A 19,283-nucleotide genomic window follows, 5' to 3' on the forward strand; every position below is an offset into this window, starting at 1 on the left:
TCAAGCGCCGTTTGTCGGTGCGTTATCGGCCTCGCCCTACAGATCGTTTGTTAGCCAGTCGGGTTGCCGGCAAATTGCACGCTGACGCGCAGGCCGCCCCAGGTGGGCGATTCATCCAGCTGCACGCGCGCGGCATGTGCTACGGCGATGTCGTGCACGATCGACAAACCCAGCCCGCTGCCCTCCACACGTGCCCAGTTCGCGATGGAAGCGATGGAACGCGCGCGCGGCTTCGGGAATGCCTGGGCCGAAATCTTCCACCACCAGCGTTGGCATCGGCGCGCTGTGCGTGCTGACCAGGATGCGTCCACCCAGCGGCGTGTAGCGCACCGCATTCTCCAGCAGGTTGCGCAGCATCAGCGACAACGGGGTCTCGTCGGCGATGACCTGCACTGGTTGCAGTACCAGTTCCAGGGTCTGCTGTCGCTGCAGCGCAATCGCCAGCACGTCTTCGGATTCACTGCGCACGAGGGTGTCGAGGTTCTCGTTGCGGCGGGGCAAGGCGGCCACCGCTTCGACCCGGCTCAAGGCAAGCAATTGCGCCACCATGCGTTCGATGCGCAGCACGTTGGCATCCAGTTGCTGTTGCGATTCGTCACGCTCCCGTGCATTGGCGGCCAGACGCAGGTTGGCCGCATGCACCTTCAATGCGGCAATCGGCGTGCGCAGCTCATGTGCGGCATCGGCGATGAAGCGACGTTCGCGCTCCAGTCCTTCCTGCACGCGATCCATCAAACCGTTAACCGCACGTACCAACCCATGCACTTCGCGCGGCATGTGCTGCGGCTGCAGCGGTTGCAGACGCTTGGGGTCGCGCTCGCCGATCGTCGGAGACACGCACCAGCGAACGTTTGGCCCAATTCACCACCGCCCAGATCAACAGCGCCATCAATGGCAACGCCATCAACAACGGCAACAAGGTTCCCAGCGCGATATCTTCGGCAAGCTCTTCGCGGATGTCGGCGCGTTCGGCCGATTGAAACCAGCGCCCGCCTGGCGAGCGCAGGGTAAATGTGCGCCACTGGCCGTCGGCAAGTTGCACGTCAGCATAGCCGGCACGCAGCGGAGCCATTGGTTGCGCCGGTGCGCTGTCCGAGCGCAGGAGCAACGCGCCGTCCGCATTACGCACTTGGAATGCCAGCGCTTCGCCAACGCCTTGCGCCTGCCCATGCCATCCGCGGATCACGATCGGCTCGCCCGCTCGCAGATCATCCAAGGGTTGATCTACCAACGAAAGCAGGACGCGCGCCGATTGCACAAGACGTGCATCGAACATCTCGCCGGCTTCCTGCAGACCTGCGCGATAACTGAAACCGGCGGCGGCCAGCATCAGCAAAGACAACATGCCCAGCAAGGCCAGCAACAACGCACGCCGAATCGAATTCATTGCGGCGCCTGCGGCGGAGCCGCGGCCGCCTGTGCGGCCTGTTCGTCCAATGCATAGCCGATGCCGCGACCAGTGCGGATCACGGCTGCCGACAGCTTGCGACGCAGCTGGTGTACATGCACGTGCACCGCATTGCTGGCGACGTCTTCGTCCCATCCATAGAGATGCTGCTGGATGCGTTCGCGACCGATGGGCCGGCCACGCTGCTCCATCAACAGCCACAACTAATGCGAACTCGCGGCGGGTCAGGTCCAGATCGCGGCTGTGCCAGCGGATCGACATGCCGGCCGGATCCAGCCGCAATGCGCCGGCCGGCAATGCCGGCTGCGCGCGTCCGGCCGAGCGGCGCAGCAAGGCCCGCGTGCGCGCCAACAGCTCATTGGTGTCGAAGGGCTTGCCCAGATAATCGTCTGCACCGACATCCAGGCCAAGCGCGCGGTCGGCTGCACGCTCGCGTGCACTGAGCACCAGAATCGGCGTGTCCAGCGCACGTGCGCGTGCGGTGCGAATGACCTCGATGCCATCCATGCGCGGCAAGCCCAAATCCAGGATGACCAGATCCATGGTCTCCTCCTGCAACGCCATCAACGCACTGACGCCGTCATGCACCCAGTCCACTGCATAGGCGGCACGTCGCAGCGCGGTGCGAATGCCCTCGCCGAGTGAAAGATCGTCTTCAACCAGCAGAATGCGCATGCAGTGCAGTCTGGAAGCCTGCTCAGTGCCCCAGCTCCGCATTGAGCGCATCCACTGCCGCCGGATTGAACGCGGTGGCAGTGGCACGCGGCGATATATACTGAAAACGCATGCTGGTACCGGCATGCTCGCGCGCCAGCGCTTCGAACAGGCCACGCAGACCGAACTTGCTGGCGCTGTAGCCGGCAAAACCGGCAAAACCAATGCTGCCGAAGGTGGAACCCACCGCCACGATCGCTGCCTCCGGCTGACGCGCGAAGGCCGGCAGCAACGCCTGCACCAGCAGCATCGGCACGGTGAGATTCAGATGCACGACTGCAGCCAGGGCCGCCGGGTCTTGATCCTGCAGCAATCCGAAATGGCTTTGCGCATGCGCAAGCACCGACGGTGCCGGGCGTATCTCATGCGTGCGTGCCAGCAACACGGCACGGCCCGAGCCGCTGGCCCAGTCCGCGACCACCGGCACGACGCGACCGGGCGGGTGCGCGCAGCCAGCTGCTGCAACGTCTGCTCCGTTCGCCCCACCGCGACGACGGTTGCCCCCGCTTTGATCAGGCCGGCGCACAGTGCGCTGCCGATGCCACCAGTGGCGCCGGTCACGATGACGCACTTGCCGTGGAGATCCATTACGCCGCCTCCGCCAGACGCACTCCGTCTCTGCGCAGGGTGCGAAACAGATCGCCGTACAGCACGTAAAAACGCTTGGCCGCATGCACTACCGCCTGCTGGTCGAGTGGGTCGTCGAGCCGGTTCATCAGCTTCTCGAAGAAGCCGGCATGTTCGATATCCAGATCACCATGCGACAGCAGGTAACTGAAGGCATTGCGTGGCAAGTCCAGCGACTGTGCAATGCTGTTGGCCGCACGCGTGGCCAACGCCACGCTGGTACCTTCCAACATCAGCACAATGCCGAAGAACCGCCCAGGTTGCCGCGCTGGATGGTGTCGTAGACGTAGCTGACCAACAAATCGGTGGCCAGCGACGGGCCGGCGAGTACAGTCGTTTCCCGCGCCTGCCCACACGCCACAAGATCATCCAGGATCCACTCCTGGTGCCCCATCTCTTCCTCGATGTACTCGCCGATGGCTTCGCGCAACCATTCCAGCCGCGCCGGCAGGCGTGCACCGCAGGCCATCAGCAACGGCACCGTATGCCGCACGTGGTGATAGGCCTGACCGAGAAACGCAACGTAGTCGGCGCGCGCGATGTTGCCGGCTAGTGCCGCCTGGATGATCGGCACCTGGGTCATGCGTTCGCGTTCGGCCTGGGTCTGTGCCAGCGGGGATGCATAAAACGGCATGGAGAAATTCCTTGAGAGACCACGGTGGCCGGCGACCGATAGCTACGATCGACGGCAGATTGATAGCGCGCGAGGATCGCGTCGCGGCGGGGGCGCCCGTTGGCCGTGAGCAGGCCTTCGTGTGCGCTGAAAGGTGCATCGGCGCGGACGAAGCGCGCCACGCGTGCGTAGTCGGGCAAGCCGGCCTTGACCTCGGCCAGTGCTTTGACGAGCGCTGCGTCGTCGCTGTCGTGCCGGCGCGGCCATAGCACTGCGACGTTGTCGGCCTACGCCTCGCCCCACACCACTGTCTGTGCAAGCAACGGGTGCTGCAGCAGTTCGCTTTCCACCCAGTCGGGCGAGACGTTGCGGCCGAAAGCGGTGATGAAGACATGCTTGCGACGCCCGGTGATGTGCACGAAACCATCCTGGTCCACGTGCCCCAGATCGCCAATGCGCACCGGCCCTGGCGGTGGCGCGTCCTCACCCAGATAGCCAAGTGCCTGCACGCCATCGACCTGAATTTCGCCATCGACGATCTGCACCTGCGCATGCGCCAAGGGCTGACCGACACTGCCGGCACGCACTACGCTCGGCCGGTTGAGACAGACCACCGAGCCGCATTCGGTCAAGCCGTAGCCCTCGAACACCGGCAGCCCCAACGCAGCGGCACGCCCAAGCAAACTGGGACCGATGTGCCCGCCGCCGACGGCGATATAGTGCAGCGATGCCGGCAGGGCTACGCCTTGTTCGACAGCGCTGACCAGGGCCAGCAACAACTGCGGCACCAGGATCACGCTCTCGGGTTGATACTGGTGCAGGCAACGCAGCAGCGTGGGCACATCCAGGCCGCTGGCGCCGGTGTAACCGATCTGCGCCAGCGACGGCAGCGCCACCTGCGCGCCCGACAACAAGGTTGCATATAGCCCGGCCACGTTTTCCAGCAAGGTGGACAACCGCATCAGGCACAGATGCCGACGCGGTGCGATGGCAGCGGAGGCATCCACCAGCGACGCTGCCACCGTGAGCAAACTGTCAGCGGACAGGCACACGCCCTTGGGGCGGCCGGTGGTGCCCGAGGTATAGGTGATGCAGGCCGTGGCATCCGGCAACGCAGGCCGCTCGACGACCGCGGCCACCCGCCACACGCGCAGCCCATCGTGCTGCAGTGCCGGGAGCGGGCCGCTGGTGCCGGGCAGCGCAGCAGCGGCCGCGTCGGTGACCACGCATTGCGCGCCACTGGTGGTCAGCGCGTGCAACACCTGGGCGTCGGAGAAGAACGTCGGCAATGGCACATGCACTGCATCGACCAGACGGAGCGCCAGATCCAGGGTCAACCAGTGCGGACCGTTGTCGAGCCGGCTCGCCACCCGCGTCAACCGCGCTGCCTGCAGGCCAGCTGCCAACCGCGCGTCCACGTCGGCAAGCGTCTGCGTGTTCTGGGTGCCGGTGGCGCTCAGCACCCGCGGTGCCTGCGCAGGTGGCTCACCGAGCAACTGGGCGAAACGTGCATTCATGCGCTCACTCCCATCAGGTAAGGCGTTAGCTCCACGCCCGGGCGCGCAGACTGCGGATGCGGCGCCTGTCGCTCCAGCAAACAGGCATGGCCGGCGGCAACGTCGCCGCATACCACCTGCGGGTGCTTGGCGTAGTAACTGCCCCAGTCGGTGTCATCGTCGCGAAGGCGCGACTGCAGGGCTGGTGCCAGCACCAGCGGCCGAAGCTGCAGCCGGTCGAAGGTATTGCGCAGGCCCCGGGTCGCGGCGAACAACACCCAGCGCACGCCGGCGTTGTGCAGCGCATGGGTCATCTGCGGAATCAGTGCGCGCGCGCTGCCGGAGCTGATCGCCGCGAAGTTGCCCACCTCGGCCAGGCCAGCGCGTGACACCGGGGCCGCCATGCGGGCCGCCAGCGCCGACTCGGCAGGCTCATCGAGATATTGCTCAACGAACAAGCCGCCAGCGCTGCCGAGCCGCATGCCCACTGCCGCCATCAGTGCGCCACCAGCATCGCGGTAGACCAGCAACTGCGGCAGGAAGCTGTGCAGCTGCGCGCCGTAGCGCCGCAGATAGACCGCCGCGATAAAGCGCTCCACCTCCTGGCGCTGCGGGTGCCCCGCCTCGACCAGGCTGGCACTGGCAAAGCCGTGGCGGGAATACGACCTGGAAGGCGTGGAAGTGATCATGCAGCGCATGCTCGGCCAGCTCGATTAAGTGACCATGAGCCGTGTGTTATCGAGCTGTAATGTCTGCAATAGCACTTCGTTGCGCGGCGTCGGGCCCGGCCTGACGGCTGTCGGTGCCTACCCGACAACACTTTCGGCTACGCTTTCGCGCATGAGCACATATGTCAGTGACTTGAGCACAGCGGTTTCGCACATCCTGCAACGCATCGACGGCCCGCTGCGCATTGGCGCACCGTTGGGCATCGGCAAGCCGCACCGTTTGTTGAACGCGCTCTACGCACAGCTCAAGGACACGCCGTCGCGGCCACTGGCGATTTACACGGCTTTATCGCTCAACCCACCCAAGCCAGGTGCCGGATTGGAGGCGCGCTTTGCCGCACCGTTCATCGCGCGTCATTTCGGCGAGGATTTCCCTCGCCTTGCGTATGTCGACGCCATGCTGCGCGATGCCTTGCCCGCGCATGTGCAGGTGGAAGAGTTCTACATGCAGTCCGGCGGGCTATTGCATTCCACCCAGGCCCAGGCCGACTACACGAGTCTGAACTACACGCATGCTGCCGCAGCGGTGGCGCAACGCGCGCCCAATCTGATCGTGCAAAAAGTGGCGCGCGAACCCGGCAGCACGCGGCTGTCGTTGTCGTGCAACAACGACATCACCCAGGACACGCTGGATGCGGTGCAGGCACTTGGCTTGCCGCGCCCGATGCTGGTGGCGGAAGTCGATCCACAATTGCCGTGGATGGGAGGCACCGCAGCGGTAGATGCCGCGTTCTTCGATCTGATCATCGATTTGCCAGGCCCATTCCCGCAGCTGTTCGGCTTGCCGCAGCAGGCGGTGAACAGCGTCGACTACGCCATCGGCCTGTATGCCAGTGCCCTGGTGCGCGATGGCGGCACCTTGCAGATTGGCATCGGCACGCTGGCCGATGCACTGAGCCATGCGCTGGTGCTGCGGCACACCGACAACGCAACCTATCGCCGCGTGCTGCACGCGCTGAATCCGGCACTGGAGCAGCACCCGGCCGTGCAGGCAAGCGGCGGCCTGGAGCCGTTCGCCATCGGCTTGTACGGCTGCAGCGAGATGCTCAACGAAGGCTTCAAGCAACTGGTGGACAGTGGCGTGATCCGCCGCAAAGCGCACGACGATCTGCCGCTGATGCAGCGCATCAGCGATGGCAGCGCCGATGCGGCCGACCACGCACGCCTGGCCGACGAAGGCCAGTTCCTGCATGGCGCGTTCTATCTCGGCTCGCCTGCGTTCTATCAATGGTTGCGCGATCTGGATGCACCGACACGCGCGGCGATCGGCATGCGCCGCATCAGCGAGATCAATCAGCTCTACGGCGGCAACGAGACGTTAAACCGGTTGAAACGCAAGGATGCACGCTTCTTCAACTCCTGCATGATGGCGACCGCGCTGGGTGCGGCGGTCTCCGACGGGCTGGAAGATGGGCGCATCGTGTCCGGGGTCGGCGGGCAGTACAACTTCGTGACAATGGCGCATGCGCTGCCGCAGGCACGTAGCCACCTTGATGCTGCGCGCCACGCGCGAGGCTGGCGCACACACTGCCAGCCACGTGCGCTGGAATTACGGCCATACCACCATTCCACGCCACCTGCGCGATCTCTACATCACCGAATACGGCATCGCCGATCTACGCCACAAGACCGATCAGGACTGCGTGCTGGAAATGGCCGCCATCTGCGATGCCCGCTTCCAGGATGAACTGCTTGCCCAGGCGAAACGGTCGCGCAAGCTGCGTGCCGCGCCGGAATTGCCCCTTCGCGCGCAGCGCAACACACCACAGGCACTGGAACAGGCGCTGGCGCCGTTTCGACGCGACGGCAGCTTGCCCGACTACCCGCTCGGCAGCGACTTCACCGAGATCGAACAGCGTCTGCTGCCCGCACTGGGCTGGATCAAAACCGCAACCGCCAGCACTGGCGGCAAAATCGCCACGGTGGGGCGTGCACTGCTCAAGCGCGAAGCATCCGGTGCCGATGATGTTGCCTGCCTGCAACGCATGGCACTCGATGCGCCAAAGAGCCTTGGCGATCGCCTGCAGGCGCGGCTGCTGACCTATGCACTGCGGCAGACCGCCGCTTCATAAACTTCGCGATTTGCAAACGACACGAACACACGGCGACAAGCACTGACGCATCACGGACACACAGCGGAAAGATGTGCGTCAAACTGGGCCGGGATGATGGCGACCTCGTCTCTTTCCGGCTGTGCTGCATGCATCTTTTTCGCGCGTTTACTGCTGTCACGTCAGGGATCAATCGCAAAACGAAGTTGATGCGCGCAAAGCGAAGAAAGACGCGGCGTAGCGCCATCTTCGCCGCGTTGTTGCTGAGCAGTCTCGTCGCGCAAGCCGCGCCGCGCCTGACCGACCTGCAGTACATCGGCAGCCACAACAGCTACCACGCCGGCTTTGCGCCCAGCGAAGCGGCGTTGTTGAAACAACTGGACCCGGCGCTGTTTGCCGCACTGGATTACCGCCATCCCGCCTTGACGCAGCAACTTGACGATGGCGTGCGCCAACTCGAACTGGACGTCTTCGCCGATGCACAGGGCGGGCGCTACGTACACCCGGCCATCGTTACGCAGATTGCCAAGGCAGGTCTGCCGACCGCCCCGGCGAGCGCGCCCACCGGAGTGATGGACCGACCCGGCTTCAAGGTCATGCACGTGCAGGATCTGGACCAGCGCAGCAACTGCCAACCCTTGATTGCCTGCCTGCACGAAATCCGCACCTGGTCGAGGCAGCACCCCGGCCACGTGCCCATCTTCATCCTGCTCGAAACCAAGCAGGCACCGATCCAGCTGGCGTTTCCCACCGTGCAACCTGAACCCTTCGATGCAAAGGCGATGGACGCGCTGGATGCCGAATTGCGCTCGGTCTTCCAACCCGGCGAATACATCAGTCCCGATCAAGTGCGGGGCCGCGCGCCTACGCTCAATGCGGGCGTACTCGCGCATGGCTGGCCGTCGTTGGCCCAGGCGCGGGGCAAGGTCGTGTTTCTGCTCGACCAACGCGCTGCCAGCGCCAGCTACCTGCCCGGCCACCCATCCCTGCGCGGCCGGGTGTGTTTCACCAACGCGGTGCCCGGCGAAGACGATGCGGCTTTCGTCGAACGCAACGACGGCCCTGCCGATGACATCACCAAGCTGGTCAAGGCCGGCTACCTGGTGCGCACACGTACCGATGCGAATTTGAAGGAAGCGCAGCACAACGACACCGCCCGGCGCGACGCCATGCTGGCCAGCGGCGCGCAATTGCTCAGTACGGACTTTCCGATCAACGAGCCGGCCGATAACGGCTACGTGGTGCGCTTCGATGGCGATGCGGTGGCGCGTTGCAATCCGCAGCGACCAGATGTGGGCTGCGACAGCATCGACCTGCACCACTAAGGGCAGCGCACGCGGCCCTACGCATCAGCCCTGTCGCAATGGAAGCGTCGGCGATCCATGACCGTGCCCGCTGACCGGACGCGGGCTTTCCTTCCCCCATCACGCGAGCCCCCAAGATGCAGTTTTCCCGCTCCTTCAATCGTTTGAGCTGCGCCATTGCCGCGGTGCTTTGCGCACCATCGCTTGCGTGCGCTGCAGAGATGACCACCACCACGTTGGACTCGGTCAACGTGCAAGCCACGCAGGCCGCGGCGCCGGGCTCGCTCAACGAGCAGCGCCTGTCCAATAGCGTCAACAGCGTGATGAGCAAGCAGCAGATCGATGCAATCCCCTCCGGCGGCATTGCCGATGTGGTGGCGCACATGCCGGGGTTGTCGTCCTACAGCGACATGCATCTTGGCCAGGCCACCACCGGCGAGAACGCCTACGTCAGCATCCGCGGCATGGACGCCAGCTATAACGCATACACGCTCAACGGGTTCGGCATGCCGGAAACCGACTCCTCGACACGCGCCATCTCCTTGAACATGCTGGCACCGTTCGGCATCCAGTCGGTGCAGGTTTCTAAATCGCCAACGCCCGACATGCCCGGCGATGCCATCGGCGGCGCGATCGACATGCGCACGCCGAATGCATTCGATTTCGACCGTGATGTGTACGCCAAGAGCACCGCGCAAGGCCAGTTCAACGCATTGGCCAACCATCTGGGCGGCAAGGACAGCGGCGGTACCTTCCAGCAGGAGCTGGCCTGGAAGTTCGGGGAAGGCGATGCCTTCGGCATCTACGCATCGGCCTATTACGGCAAGAACAACAACATGGCGCAGGCCCCGGCGCCCAACAGCAAATACGTGCCCGCCGACCCTGCGCTCGCCGCAGCCACCGATTTGCGCGATGTCGGCCCGTTGATCAGCACGCGCTACAAGTACAGCGTGTACGCCAGCCAGATCGAACGCTATGGCGGCAACCTGTCGCTGGATTGGCAAGGCGAGAGCAGCGCGCTGTATGCGCGTGCCATCTACGGCAGCTATGGCGTCACCGGCACGCAGGACCAGTCCAGTGCGCGCCTGGAGACCTATCGCAATCGGCCCACGGCGGTGCGCGGCGGCTACTTCAACACGCACGATATCGACGAGACCCTGGCCACGGTGCAGTTGGGTGGGCAGACCACACTCGACCGCTTGCACCTCGACTACGGCACCTCGTTCGGCCGCGGCACCCGCAGCCGGCCGGATTACGTATCCGCCAGCCTGTATGGGTTTACCCGGGGCAGCTTCGCCTTCGACCTCAGCGACCCCACCTACCCGAGCATCGGCCCAAGCTCGCCGGCGTTGAAGGACTTCTTCTACAACCTGGATTCTTCGCTGCTGTGGAAGGTGCAGGGCCACGACGCCGGCAGCCACGATAACCGCTTCAACGCGCATACCGATATCGCGTACCAGGTCGATGGCGCTGTGCTGGACAGCGTCAAGCTTGGCCTGTCGGCCGATCACTCCGAGCGCGACGCCTATGATCACCCCTTCTTCCACAAGGATGGCAACTTCGTCACCAATGGCCCGTATTTTGGCGGCCCGAACTACGCATTCCCCACCGCCGGTGGCCCGCAGCTCAGTGCAATTCCCGGCCGCATCACTTACAACGCATTCGATGGTCACTACGCGGGGCCGTTCAAACTGCTGGATCGCGGCTGGATGCGCGCGCAGGCGCTGCCTTACAAATACGTCGACGATCCGAACGGCGCAGGCATCTATACCGCCAACGACTACAACGCCAACACCACCTCCAGCACCGAGGCGATCTATTCGGGTTATGCGATGGCCGCGCTGCATCTCGGCAAGGTGAGCATCCTGCCCGGCGTGCGTTACGAACTGACCCAGTATTCGGCCGATTCCTGGCAATCCAGCGGGAATGGCAGCACCGGCAGTTTCGTCGGCAGCGGCAGTACCTACGGCAAGTTCCTGCCCGGCATCAGCGTCAACTATCGGCCGGACGATCTCACCGTGTATCGCGCATCGTTGCGCCGCAGTTTCAGCCGCCCGGCGTTCGGGCTGATTTCCGGCGAGACGGTGTATTCGATCGACGACACCCAGAAGGTAGTCGGCATCTCCAAGCCCAACCCCAACCTGCAGGCGAGCACCGCCGACAACGCCGACCTGTCTGCCGAGTTCTACGACCACGAGGGCGGCGTGCTCAGCGCCTCGACGTACTACAAGCGCATCAATGGGTTCATCTATACCTCGCAATCGGCCACCAGCAACGACAGCACCCTGGGCGGCCTGGTGCCAACCGGCACCACCTTCGAAAACGGCGTGCCGGTGACCATGCCGCAGAACGGCGGCACCGCAAAGCTCTATGGGCTGGAGTTGGCAGCGAGCAAGCGGCTGCACCAATTGCCCGGCCTCTGGAGCAATTTCGGCGTCACCGCCAACCTCACGCTGCAGCACAGCCAGGCAGATAGCAAACGCCGAGACCAGCCGGAAACGACCTGGCTGCCGCGCGCACCGGAGCGCATCTACAACCTGGATCTGTTCTACGACGACACGCACCTGCGCACGGACCTGAGCTACAACTACACCGGCCTGCAACTGCTGGGTCTCACCACCGACCGCCTCAATTACTACCTGCAGCCGGTGAAGTCGCTGGATTTTAACGCGACCTATCACCTGCCGCACCATATCGATGTCGGCGTGTCGGCAAAGAACCTGCTCAATGCCGCCACGTTCTACGAAACGCAGGGCAAGTCCAAGCGCTACATGGCCTACGATCCCGGCGCCGACGGTGCCTATGTGCAAACCGGGCGCACCTACATGCTGACCTTGGGCTACACGTACTGATCGACAGCGGCATGCACGCTGCAGCGGCGATCTTCCATCGGAAAGTACACCGCTGCGGCCACCGCCTACGTGCTACTTGGCGGCTGGCGCAGCGCCGTTGCGCGATACGCGATTGCACCACCGCCGCATCATGGCGCCGCGGTATCGGTATCGGTATCGGCACGTGAGGCTCCATCACAACGGTGTGCTGCGTCAGTCGATTGCGCCGGCAACAATGGCCACAGCAATGACGCATCGCATCGTTTGCCAGTTAGTACCGGTGCAGCGATTTCACGCAGAAAACGCAGGCGGCTGCGGCAAGGTGCTCGCATGCCTCTTTCGGACCTGCCCATGCCACTACGCCCCTACGCTCGCGCCCGCTTGCTTGCCCTTGCATTGGGCACCTCCTTGTCTGCGCTGGCGCAAGCGCAGCAGCCCGCGCCCGCCGCTGCGCCTGCATCGGCCACGGCTCACGCGGCCAAGGTTGTCCCCACCGGAGCGCGCTCGGATCTGCACGCGCAGGTATTGCTGGATCGCGCGCATTTTTCGCCGGGGCAGATCGACGGCGAGCGCGGGTCCAATCAGAAGCGCGCAGTGTCCGGCTTCCAGGCCGCCCACAACATCAAGGCCACCGGCGAGCTGGATGACGCCACCTGGCAAGCCTTGCAGGCCGACACCACGCCGGCGCTGGTGCAGTACACGCTCACCGATGCCGATGTCGCCGGCCCGTTCCAACCCATTCCCAAAGGACCTGCCGAGCAGGCCAAGCTGACTGCGCTCGGCTACGCCTCCGTCGATGAAGCCCTGGGCGAACGTTTCCACGCAGACCCCGCGCTGCTGCGCCAACTCAATCCTGGCGTGGATCTGAGCAAGGCCGGCAGCGTGATCCAGGTACCCAACATCGACGGCGTACCGCTCCTGGCCAAGCCGGCCAAGCTGGTGGTGGATAAATCCGATTCGACGCTGCGGCTATTCGACGCCGACGGCAAGGTCTACGCGCAATTCCCGGTCTCTTCCGGCAGCAAGCACGACCCGCTGCCGATTGGCCGTTGGAAAATTCTCGGCATCGCGCGCGACCCGGTGTTCAATTACAACCCCAAGCTGTTCTGGGACGCGAAAAAGGGCGAGCACAAGGCCACCTTGCCCGCGGGCCCGAACAATCCGGTCGGCCGCGTCTGGATCGATCTGTCCAAACCGCATTACGGCTTGCATGGCACACCAGAACCCGGCCACGTCGGCAAGACCGAATCGCATGGCTGTGTGCGTCTGACCAACTGGGACGTGGTCAACCTCGCCAGCGTGGTGGGCCCGTCGGTACCGGTGGTGATGCAGGAATAAACATGAAACTGCTGATGACCTTGGTGGTGGGCGTTTTGCTGGGTGCAGCCGGCTACTGGTGGCTGGAACGCACCGCGCCGGAAGCGAAAATAGAGCCGTCATCCGGCGCTGCACCCATCGCAGCAGACCGCAACGCAGCGAGTGCCGCGCCGGTGGCGGCTTCGGCACCAGCGGCCGCGACGGCACCGATGGTTGCCTCAGCACCCGTCGCCGATGCCGCGCCCGCGAGCATGCCTGTCGCCACCAACCTAGCGCAGTCGCCCGACACTGCGACGCAGGGCAGCGGCTTGCTGATTCCGGTGCAGGGCATCGGCGCCGGCCAGCTGCAGGACACCTTCACCGATGCGCGCAGCGAGGGCCGCGTGCACGATGCCATCGACATCCTCGCTCCCACCGGCACACCGGTTGTGGCAGTTGCCGACGGCATGGTGGAGAAACTGTTCACCAGCGACCGGGGCGGCCTGACCGTCTACCAGTTCGAACCCAGCGGCAAATATTGCTATTACTACGCGCATCTGGAGCGCTATGCCGACGGCCTGGCGGAGAAACAATCCATCAAGCGCGGCCAGGTCATCGGCTATGTCGGCAGCACCGGCAACGCGAATCCCGCCGCACCGCATCTGCACTTCGAGATCCATCGGCTGGGGCCGGAAAAACAGTGGTGGAAGGGCGAGGCGCTCAATCCCTATCGGGTGTTGCACGGGGACCAGCTCCTGCAGTGAAGTGGTCGCTCAAATGGGTCTCGCTAAGGCCTGCGTCTTGTGCAAGCACCGCCACCGGCCGCAACGCGTGCGCGCCTTCATGGACTGGGCGGCAGAGGTGACGGCGCCGCATCTGCAACTGTTGCTTTCGCAATAAGCAGCGCGCACATCAGCGCAGCGTGCCGCGCGCATGGGCAGTCACGCACAGCGACTCGGCATTGCGTATTTCGCAGCATATTTGTGCCGTTGATGGCCGGCACACGGCCTGCTGTTGTATCGATGGCACAGCAGCTGCCTCACGACAATCGGCATCCCAATGCCTGGCATGCCACGATCACGCAATCAGCGCGGCTGACGCACGTCCTGCGCGGCAGTGCACTCCTGCAATCGGCTGCAAGTCGAAGCCCCAAAAAAGCACAGGCATCTTTCGCAAGATGCCTGTGCCAAAGCGCAATCGCAGCGAGCGTCATAGCGGCCGATGTCGATCCAGATCAGAACGTGTAGTTGAAAGTCAGCATGCCGTTACGCGAAGCGCCCCACGCGCCATAGCCATTGTTGAACTGCGCGTAGTAACGCTTGTCGAGTCCGTTGTCGACGTTGAGCTGCACCGAAAACTGCGGCGACAGGCGATAGCGCGCGAACGCGCTGACCAGTGCGTACGCGCTCTGCTGGAAGGTGCCGTACGCCGGGTCCACATAGTACGAACGGTTCTGCCAGTTGACGCCGCCGCCCACGGTCAGGTCGCTCCACGCGCCCTGCGGGGTGTAGCTACTGAACAGCTTGATGGTGGTGCGCGGCAGTTGCGTATTGATGGAGGCACCGCTGTCGTCGCGTACGGTGTAGTGCGAAGCGCCCAAGGTGGCGTTCCAGCCCTGGGTCAGGCAGCCAGAGAGTTCGAAATCGAAACCTTCGCTGACCACACCATTGGCAGCGACATAGGCAAAATCGCTGCTCCCCGGCACCAAAGTGCTCGTCGCCACACCCAGGTTGTCCTGCTCGATACGGAACAGAGCCAGCGAGACATTGAGCTGATCGTCGAACCAGGCCGCCTTGACGCCGGCTTCGTAGCCCTTGCCGCTCAACGGATCCAGGTAACCGCCGTTGGCGTCGCGCAAGGTCTGCGGGTTGAAGATCTCGGTGTAGCTGACGTAGGTCGACCAGACATCGTCGATGTCGTACACCAGCCCGGCGTACGGAGTGACTTCGGTCTGGGTGTCGGAGAACGGGACAAGCCCCTGCGTCGCATCGACGTTGCGGCCATCAATCTGCCAATCGGTATATCTGGCGCCCAGCAGCAGTGTCAGCGGCTCGGCCAGCGAGAAACGCGCAGCCACATAGGCGGCTTTCTGCGTGATGGTGCCTTCGCTCTGTACCGTGCGCGGGCTCCAGTTAGGCTCCGCGCACCATTCCAGCCCAGGTAGCTGTCCAGCGGTGCGGGGAAATCGAAGGTGCCGTTATTGACGTACTCGCGCCGGTTGTAGCTGGCGCCGGCCACCAACTGATGCTCGCGGCCGAACAGCTGGAACGGGCCCTGGGCATACACGTCGGCGCCGTCGGCCTTGCGCTCGGTCTGGTAGTTGCCCGAATACGCCACTACGCCACCGCCGGTGGTGCGATCGAAGCCGAAGATCGTGTAGTACGGATAGAACAGGTGGTTCGTCGCTTCGGTCTTTTCGTGGCTCACATTGGCCTTGAGGATCCAGCCGTTGTCGAAGCTCTGTTGCAGGCTGGCGAAGGTGCGCTGCAGACGCGTGTCCCAGAACGTCCAGTCGGCCGCCGGATTGAACGAGCGCTTGTAGTCGGTACGCGTGCCATCGCTGTAGAACAGCGGGAAGCCGCCCCAGGTGACATCGTCCGATTCCTTCTTCTGGTACTCATAGCCCACGCTCAACAGCGTGCTCTCGGTGAGGTCGGCATTGATGATCGCCGAGCCGATCTTCTTGCGCAGGCTGTAGCGATCCATATCCGATTCGCCGTCCTGATACACGCCCACCACGCGAGCGCGCACGTTGCCGCTGGGGCTCAACGGCACGGTGACATCGGCCACGCTGCGAGTCTTGTTGAAGTCACCGCCGCCCACCGACACGGTGCCGGTGAAGTCGCGGCTGACTGCATGCTTGCGTACCAGATTGATCGACGCCGACGGATTACCCGAACCGGTCAACAGACCGGTCGCACCGCGTACTACTTCCACGCGATCGTACAACGCCAGGTCCAGCGCGGAATCGCTGTAGCTCCACGCCTGCTCCATGTACACCGGGATGCCGTCGAACTGGTAGTTGTCGATGTAGAAGCCACGCGCATAGAAGTCCAACCGTTCGCTGTCGTTCTGCGACGCCGAGATACCGGCGACGTTGTTGAGCACGTCGGTGATGCTCTGCAAGTTCTGGTCGTCCATGCGGTCGCGGGTGATCACCGTGACCGACTGCGGAATCTCGCGCAGCGCCAGGTTCATGCGCGTCCCGGCGGAGGTTTTTTCCACCGTGTAGCCCTGGGCCTGCTCGCCCTGCACGATCATCCGGTCCAACGTGGTGACCTCCGCATCGCCGGCCGGCGTTTCGGCTAGCGCCGGCCCTGCCGACAAGGTGCAAAGCGCAGCGAACACCGCATGCGACCGCGCGCGCGGTCGCAGCGCAATGGGAAGGAGACGCATTACGGTAGGACGATTCATCACAGCTCCTGCACGGACAGTCGAAGGCATCCATCACGGCAGTGCCGGACGGCGAACATAGGGGAGGACCGCCACGTCGCCGCGGCAGCGCACCATTTTAATGGGAATGATTCACATTTTAAACAGGTGGTACACGTATTGCCTGCCGCGGCTGCGCGTCAAAGCGAACGCTTCAGCAGGATTCCGGGCCGCGCAGGCCTGTGCCGGGCCAAGGTTTACCCCTGTGAGGATGCCGTCTGGCACCGCGACGGGAGCCATCAGGACCACGTGCCGACGTCTCCGGCGCAAAGGCGACCGCGACAGCAAGGCCCTGCATCCCGATTTGCCGACGGGGGAGATTTCACCCGGGTCCGCGACTGGCGGCACCGCCTGTCGATGCCCGGATCTTCGATCCGTGTTGCTGGCCGTTAGCACGTCGGCAACTCGGGCATGCACGGCCAGTGACCGGGTGTACTCCATGCACGCTGTACCACGCTGGGTGAAGGGTCGCCTCCACCTGCCTGAGTGCGACGTAGCAGTAGTTGGCGCTCAGCGTCCCTGGCAGGCCCACGTTGCGCACGCACGCAGCGTGCCTTCAAGCGCGCCGGCATGCACACGCTCTGCGTCATCGGCCCATGGCAATGCCCGTGCAGGACACGCGTCGCGCCGAGGCAATCAACAAAAAACGCCGGCTTTCGCCGGCGTTTTCAATTACAACCATCTGTGCGCTTACAGCGCCTTCGCCGCCTGCACCACGTGCTCGGCAGTGATCTTGAAGTACGTATACAACTGATCGGCCGGCGCCGAGGCGCCGAAGGTGTCGATGCCGATGACATCGCCATCCAGGCCCACGTACTTGCGCCAAAAACCGGTCACGCCCGCTTCCACCGCCACGCGCTTGCGCACGGCGTTCGGCAGCACGGATTCGCGGTACGCCGCATCCTGGCGATCAAACACATCGGTCGAGGGCATCGACACCACGCGCGTCTTCAGGCCGGACGCATCCAGCGTCTTTTTGGCGTCCACTGCCAGACCGACTTCCGAGCCGGTGGCGATCAGGATCACGTCCGGCGTACCGCCTTCGGCATCGGCCAGCACGTAGCCACCGCGTTGGATCAACTTGATCTGCTCGGCGCTGCGCGGCTGATGCTGCAGGTTCTGACGGCTGAAGATCAGGCAACTCGGGCCGTCCTTGCGAGTGATGGCCACCTTCCAGCTCACTGCTGATTCCACCGCATCGCCCGGGCGCCACACATCGTTGTTGGGGATGTAGCGCAGCGAGGCCAGGTGTTCCACCGGCTGATGGGTCGGGCCGTCTTCGCCCAGGCCGATCGAGTCGTGCGTATACACGTGAATCGCATGCGCCGGGTTCAACGCGCTCATGCGCACGCCGTTGCGTGCGTAGTCGCTGAACACCAGGAAGGTGGCATCGAACGGAATGAACCCGCCATGCAGCGCCAGGCCATTGGCAATCGCGGTCATGCCGAACTCGCGCACGCCGTAATACACATAGTTGGCGTCCGGGTCGTCGGCGGCGACCGACTTGCTGGCCTTCCACAAGGTCAGGTTGGAGTGCGCCAGGTCGGCCGAGCCGCCGATCAACTCCGGCAGCAGCGGCGCAAACGCTTCAATGGCCAGCTGCGAAGCCTTGCGCGAGGCGATGGTCTGGCCCTCTTCCTGCGCCTTGGCGATGTAGGCATCGGCCTTGGCGATGAAGTCGGCCGGCAACTGGCCGTGCGAGCGACGGGTCAGCTCGTCGGCTTCGCTGGCGTACCGCTTGGCGTACTTGTCGAACAGCTGTTCCCATTCGGCCTGACGCAAAGTCCCGGTACCGCCGGCACGCCAGCCGGCATAGATCTCTTCGGGGATTTCGAACGGGCCGTACGGCCATTCCAGCGCCTTGCGTGCGCCTTCCAGTTCGTCCTTGCCCAGCGGAGCGCCATGCGAGGATTCCTTGCCGGCCTTGGTCGGCGCACCGAAGCCGATCTTGGTGCGGCAGCAGATCAGCGTGGGTTTGTCGGTCTTTTCCAGCGCCGTCTCGATGGCGGCCTTGATCTTGTCGGCGTCATGCCCGTCCACATCGCGGATCACGTGCCAGCCATAGGCCTCGAAACGCGCCGGGGTGTCGTCGCTGAACCAGCCGGCGGTGTTGCCGTCGATGGAGATCTGGTTGTTGTCCCAGAATGCCACCAGCTTGCCAAGGCCCCAGGTACCGGCCAGCGACGCGGCTTCGTGCGAAATGCCTTCCATCAGGCAGCCGTCGCCCATGAACACCCAAGTGCGGTGATCGACGATTTCCAGCTCCGGGCGGTTGTAGCGCTGCGCCAGCAACTTCTCGGCCAGCGCAAAGCCCACCGCATTGGCAAACCCCTGCCCGAGCGGGCCGGTGGTGGTTTCAACGCCGGGAGTTTCGCTGCGCTCGGGGTGACCGGCGGTCTTGCTGTGCAGCTGGCGGAACTGCTTGAGCTGCTCGATCGGCAGGTCGTAGCCGGACAGGTGCAGCAACGCGTACTGCAGCATCGACCCATGTCCGTTGGACAGCACGAAACGGTCGCGGTTGAACCACTGCGGATTGTTGGGGTTGTGCCGGAAATAATCGTTCCACAGCACTTCGGCGATATCGGCCATGCCCATCGGCATGCCGGGATGACCGGACTTGGCGGCTTCGACCGCATCTGCGGCAAGAAAACGGATGGCGTTGGCCAGCTGGCGGCGGGTGGGCTGGGTCATGGGCGTCTATGGAAGCGGAGGGGAACACCGCTGGAAGCGGAGACCCTTATTCTCCCACAGAGCGTGTTAGTGGGACCGGGATTGGGGACCGG

Annotated in this window: 6 protein-coding genes and 7 pseudogenes; 5 read left to right on the forward strand and 8 right to left on the reverse strand. The window is 64.1% G+C overall.

All coding sequences use genetic code 11. From position 1 onward, the window contains the following. Positions 1-50 precede the first annotated feature (50 nt). The 6 genes and pseudogenes from XAXN_RS04440 to XAXN_RS04460 all read right to left on the reverse strand — a co-directional run bounded on the left by XAXN_RS04440 (position 51) and on the right by XAXN_RS04460 (position 5,547). Positions 51-1,366: pseudogene (locus tag XAXN_RS04440) on the reverse strand (ATP-binding protein). Between the two features lie 17 nt (positions 1,367-1,383). Next, positions 1,384-2,083: pseudogene (locus XAXN_RS20545) on the reverse strand (response regulator transcription factor). A gap of 28 nt (positions 2,084-2,111) precedes the next feature. Then, positions 2,112-2,710 (reverse strand): annotated as a pseudogene (locus tag XAXN_RS04445) (SDR family oxidoreductase); the annotation flags it as partial. Continuing rightward, a pseudogene (locus XAXN_RS04450) lies at positions 2,710-3,383 on the reverse strand (iron-containing redox enzyme family protein). The pseudogenes XAXN_RS04445 and XAXN_RS04450, both read right to left, overlap by 1 nt. Beyond that, positions 3,329-4,879: pseudogene (locus tag XAXN_RS04455) on the reverse strand (AMP-binding protein). The pseudogenes XAXN_RS04450 and XAXN_RS04455 overlap by 55 nt, the downstream one beginning before the upstream one ends. Beyond that, positions 4,876-5,547, reverse strand: coding sequence for a thermostable hemolysin (locus XAXN_RS04460; RefSeq protein ID WP_054318647.1), 672 nt, complete (start codon positions 5,545-5,547; stop codon positions 4,876-4,878). Before XAXN_RS04460 ends, XAXN_RS04455 begins: the two are co-directional and overlap by 4 nt. A gap of 151 nt (positions 5,548-5,698) precedes the next feature. On the opposite strand from XAXN_RS04460, the pseudogene XAXN_RS04465 reads away from it, so the two are divergent. The 5 genes and pseudogenes from XAXN_RS04465 (at position 5,699) to XAXN_RS04485 (ending at position 13,832) form a co-directional block, all read left to right on the forward strand. Next, positions 5,699-7,658 (forward strand): annotated as a pseudogene (locus XAXN_RS04465) (acetyl-CoA hydrolase/transferase C-terminal domain-containing protein). 128 nt (positions 7,659-7,786) lie between these two features. Then, complete coding sequence (locus XAXN_RS04470) at positions 7,787-8,962, forward strand: phosphatidylinositol-specific phospholipase C1-like protein (protein WP_054318648.1); 1,176 nt, start codon at positions 7,787-7,789, stop codon at positions 8,960-8,962. Positions 8,963-9,078: 116 nt separating this feature from the next. Beyond that, on the forward strand, positions 9,079-11,793 hold the full coding sequence (locus XAXN_RS04475; protein ID WP_054318649.1) for a TonB-dependent receptor: 2,715 nt from the start codon (positions 9,079-9,081) through the stop codon (positions 11,791-11,793). 387 nt (positions 11,794-12,180) lie between these two features. Continuing rightward, positions 12,181-13,110 carry a L,D-transpeptidase family protein gene (locus XAXN_RS04480; protein ID WP_174515505.1) on the forward strand — a complete coding sequence of 310 codons (930 nt, stop codon included), beginning with the start codon at positions 12,181-12,183 and terminating at the stop codon, positions 13,108-13,110. A 2-nt stretch (positions 13,111-13,112) separates the two neighbouring features. Continuing rightward, positions 13,113-13,832 carry a M23 family metallopeptidase gene (locus tag XAXN_RS04485; protein WP_054318651.1) on the forward strand — a complete coding sequence of 240 codons (720 nt, stop codon included), beginning with the start codon at positions 13,113-13,115 and terminating at the stop codon, positions 13,830-13,832. Positions 13,833-14,302: 470 nt separating this feature from the next. Here XAXN_RS04485 and fhuE read toward each other — a convergent pair. Both fhuE and tkt read right to left on the reverse strand, forming a co-directional pair. Beyond that, positions 14,303-16,482: pseudogene (gene fhuE / locus XAXN_RS04490) on the reverse strand (ferric-rhodotorulic acid/ferric-coprogen receptor FhuE). Positions 16,483-17,190: 708 nt separating this feature from the next. After that, positions 17,191-19,191 (reverse strand): transketolase, encoded by a 2,001-nt coding sequence (gene tkt, locus XAXN_RS04495; RefSeq protein WP_054318652.1) that lies wholly within the window; start codon positions 19,189-19,191, stop codon positions 17,191-17,193. Positions 19,192-19,283: the final 92 nt, after the last annotated feature.

This window comes from Xanthomonas axonopodis (genome assembly GCF_001304695.1).
GTDB lineage: Bacteria > Pseudomonadota > Gammaproteobacteria > Xanthomonadales > Xanthomonadaceae > Xanthomonas > Xanthomonas axonopodis.

What these genes read in the sequence shown, in the direction of transcription:
- XAXN_RS04460 (WP_054318647.1), bottom strand. Translation starts at nt 5,547, where the DNA reads ATGATCACTTCCACGCCTTCCAGGTCGTATTCCCGCCACGGCTTTGCC.
- XAXN_RS04470 (WP_054318648.1), top strand. Translation starts at nt 7,787, where the DNA reads ATGCATCTTTTTCGCGCGTTTACTGCTGTCACGTCAGGGATCAATCGC.
- XAXN_RS04475 (WP_054318649.1), top strand. Translation starts at nt 9,079, where the DNA reads ATGCAGTTTTCCCGCTCCTTCAATCGTTTGAGCTGCGCCATTGCCGCG.
- XAXN_RS04485 (WP_054318651.1), top strand. Translation starts at nt 13,113, where the DNA reads ATGAAACTGCTGATGACCTTGGTGGTGGGCGTTTTGCTGGGTGCAGCC.
- tkt (WP_054318652.1), bottom strand. Translation starts at nt 19,191, where the DNA reads ATGACCCAGCCCACCCGCCGCCAGCTGGCCAACGCCATCCGTTTTCTT.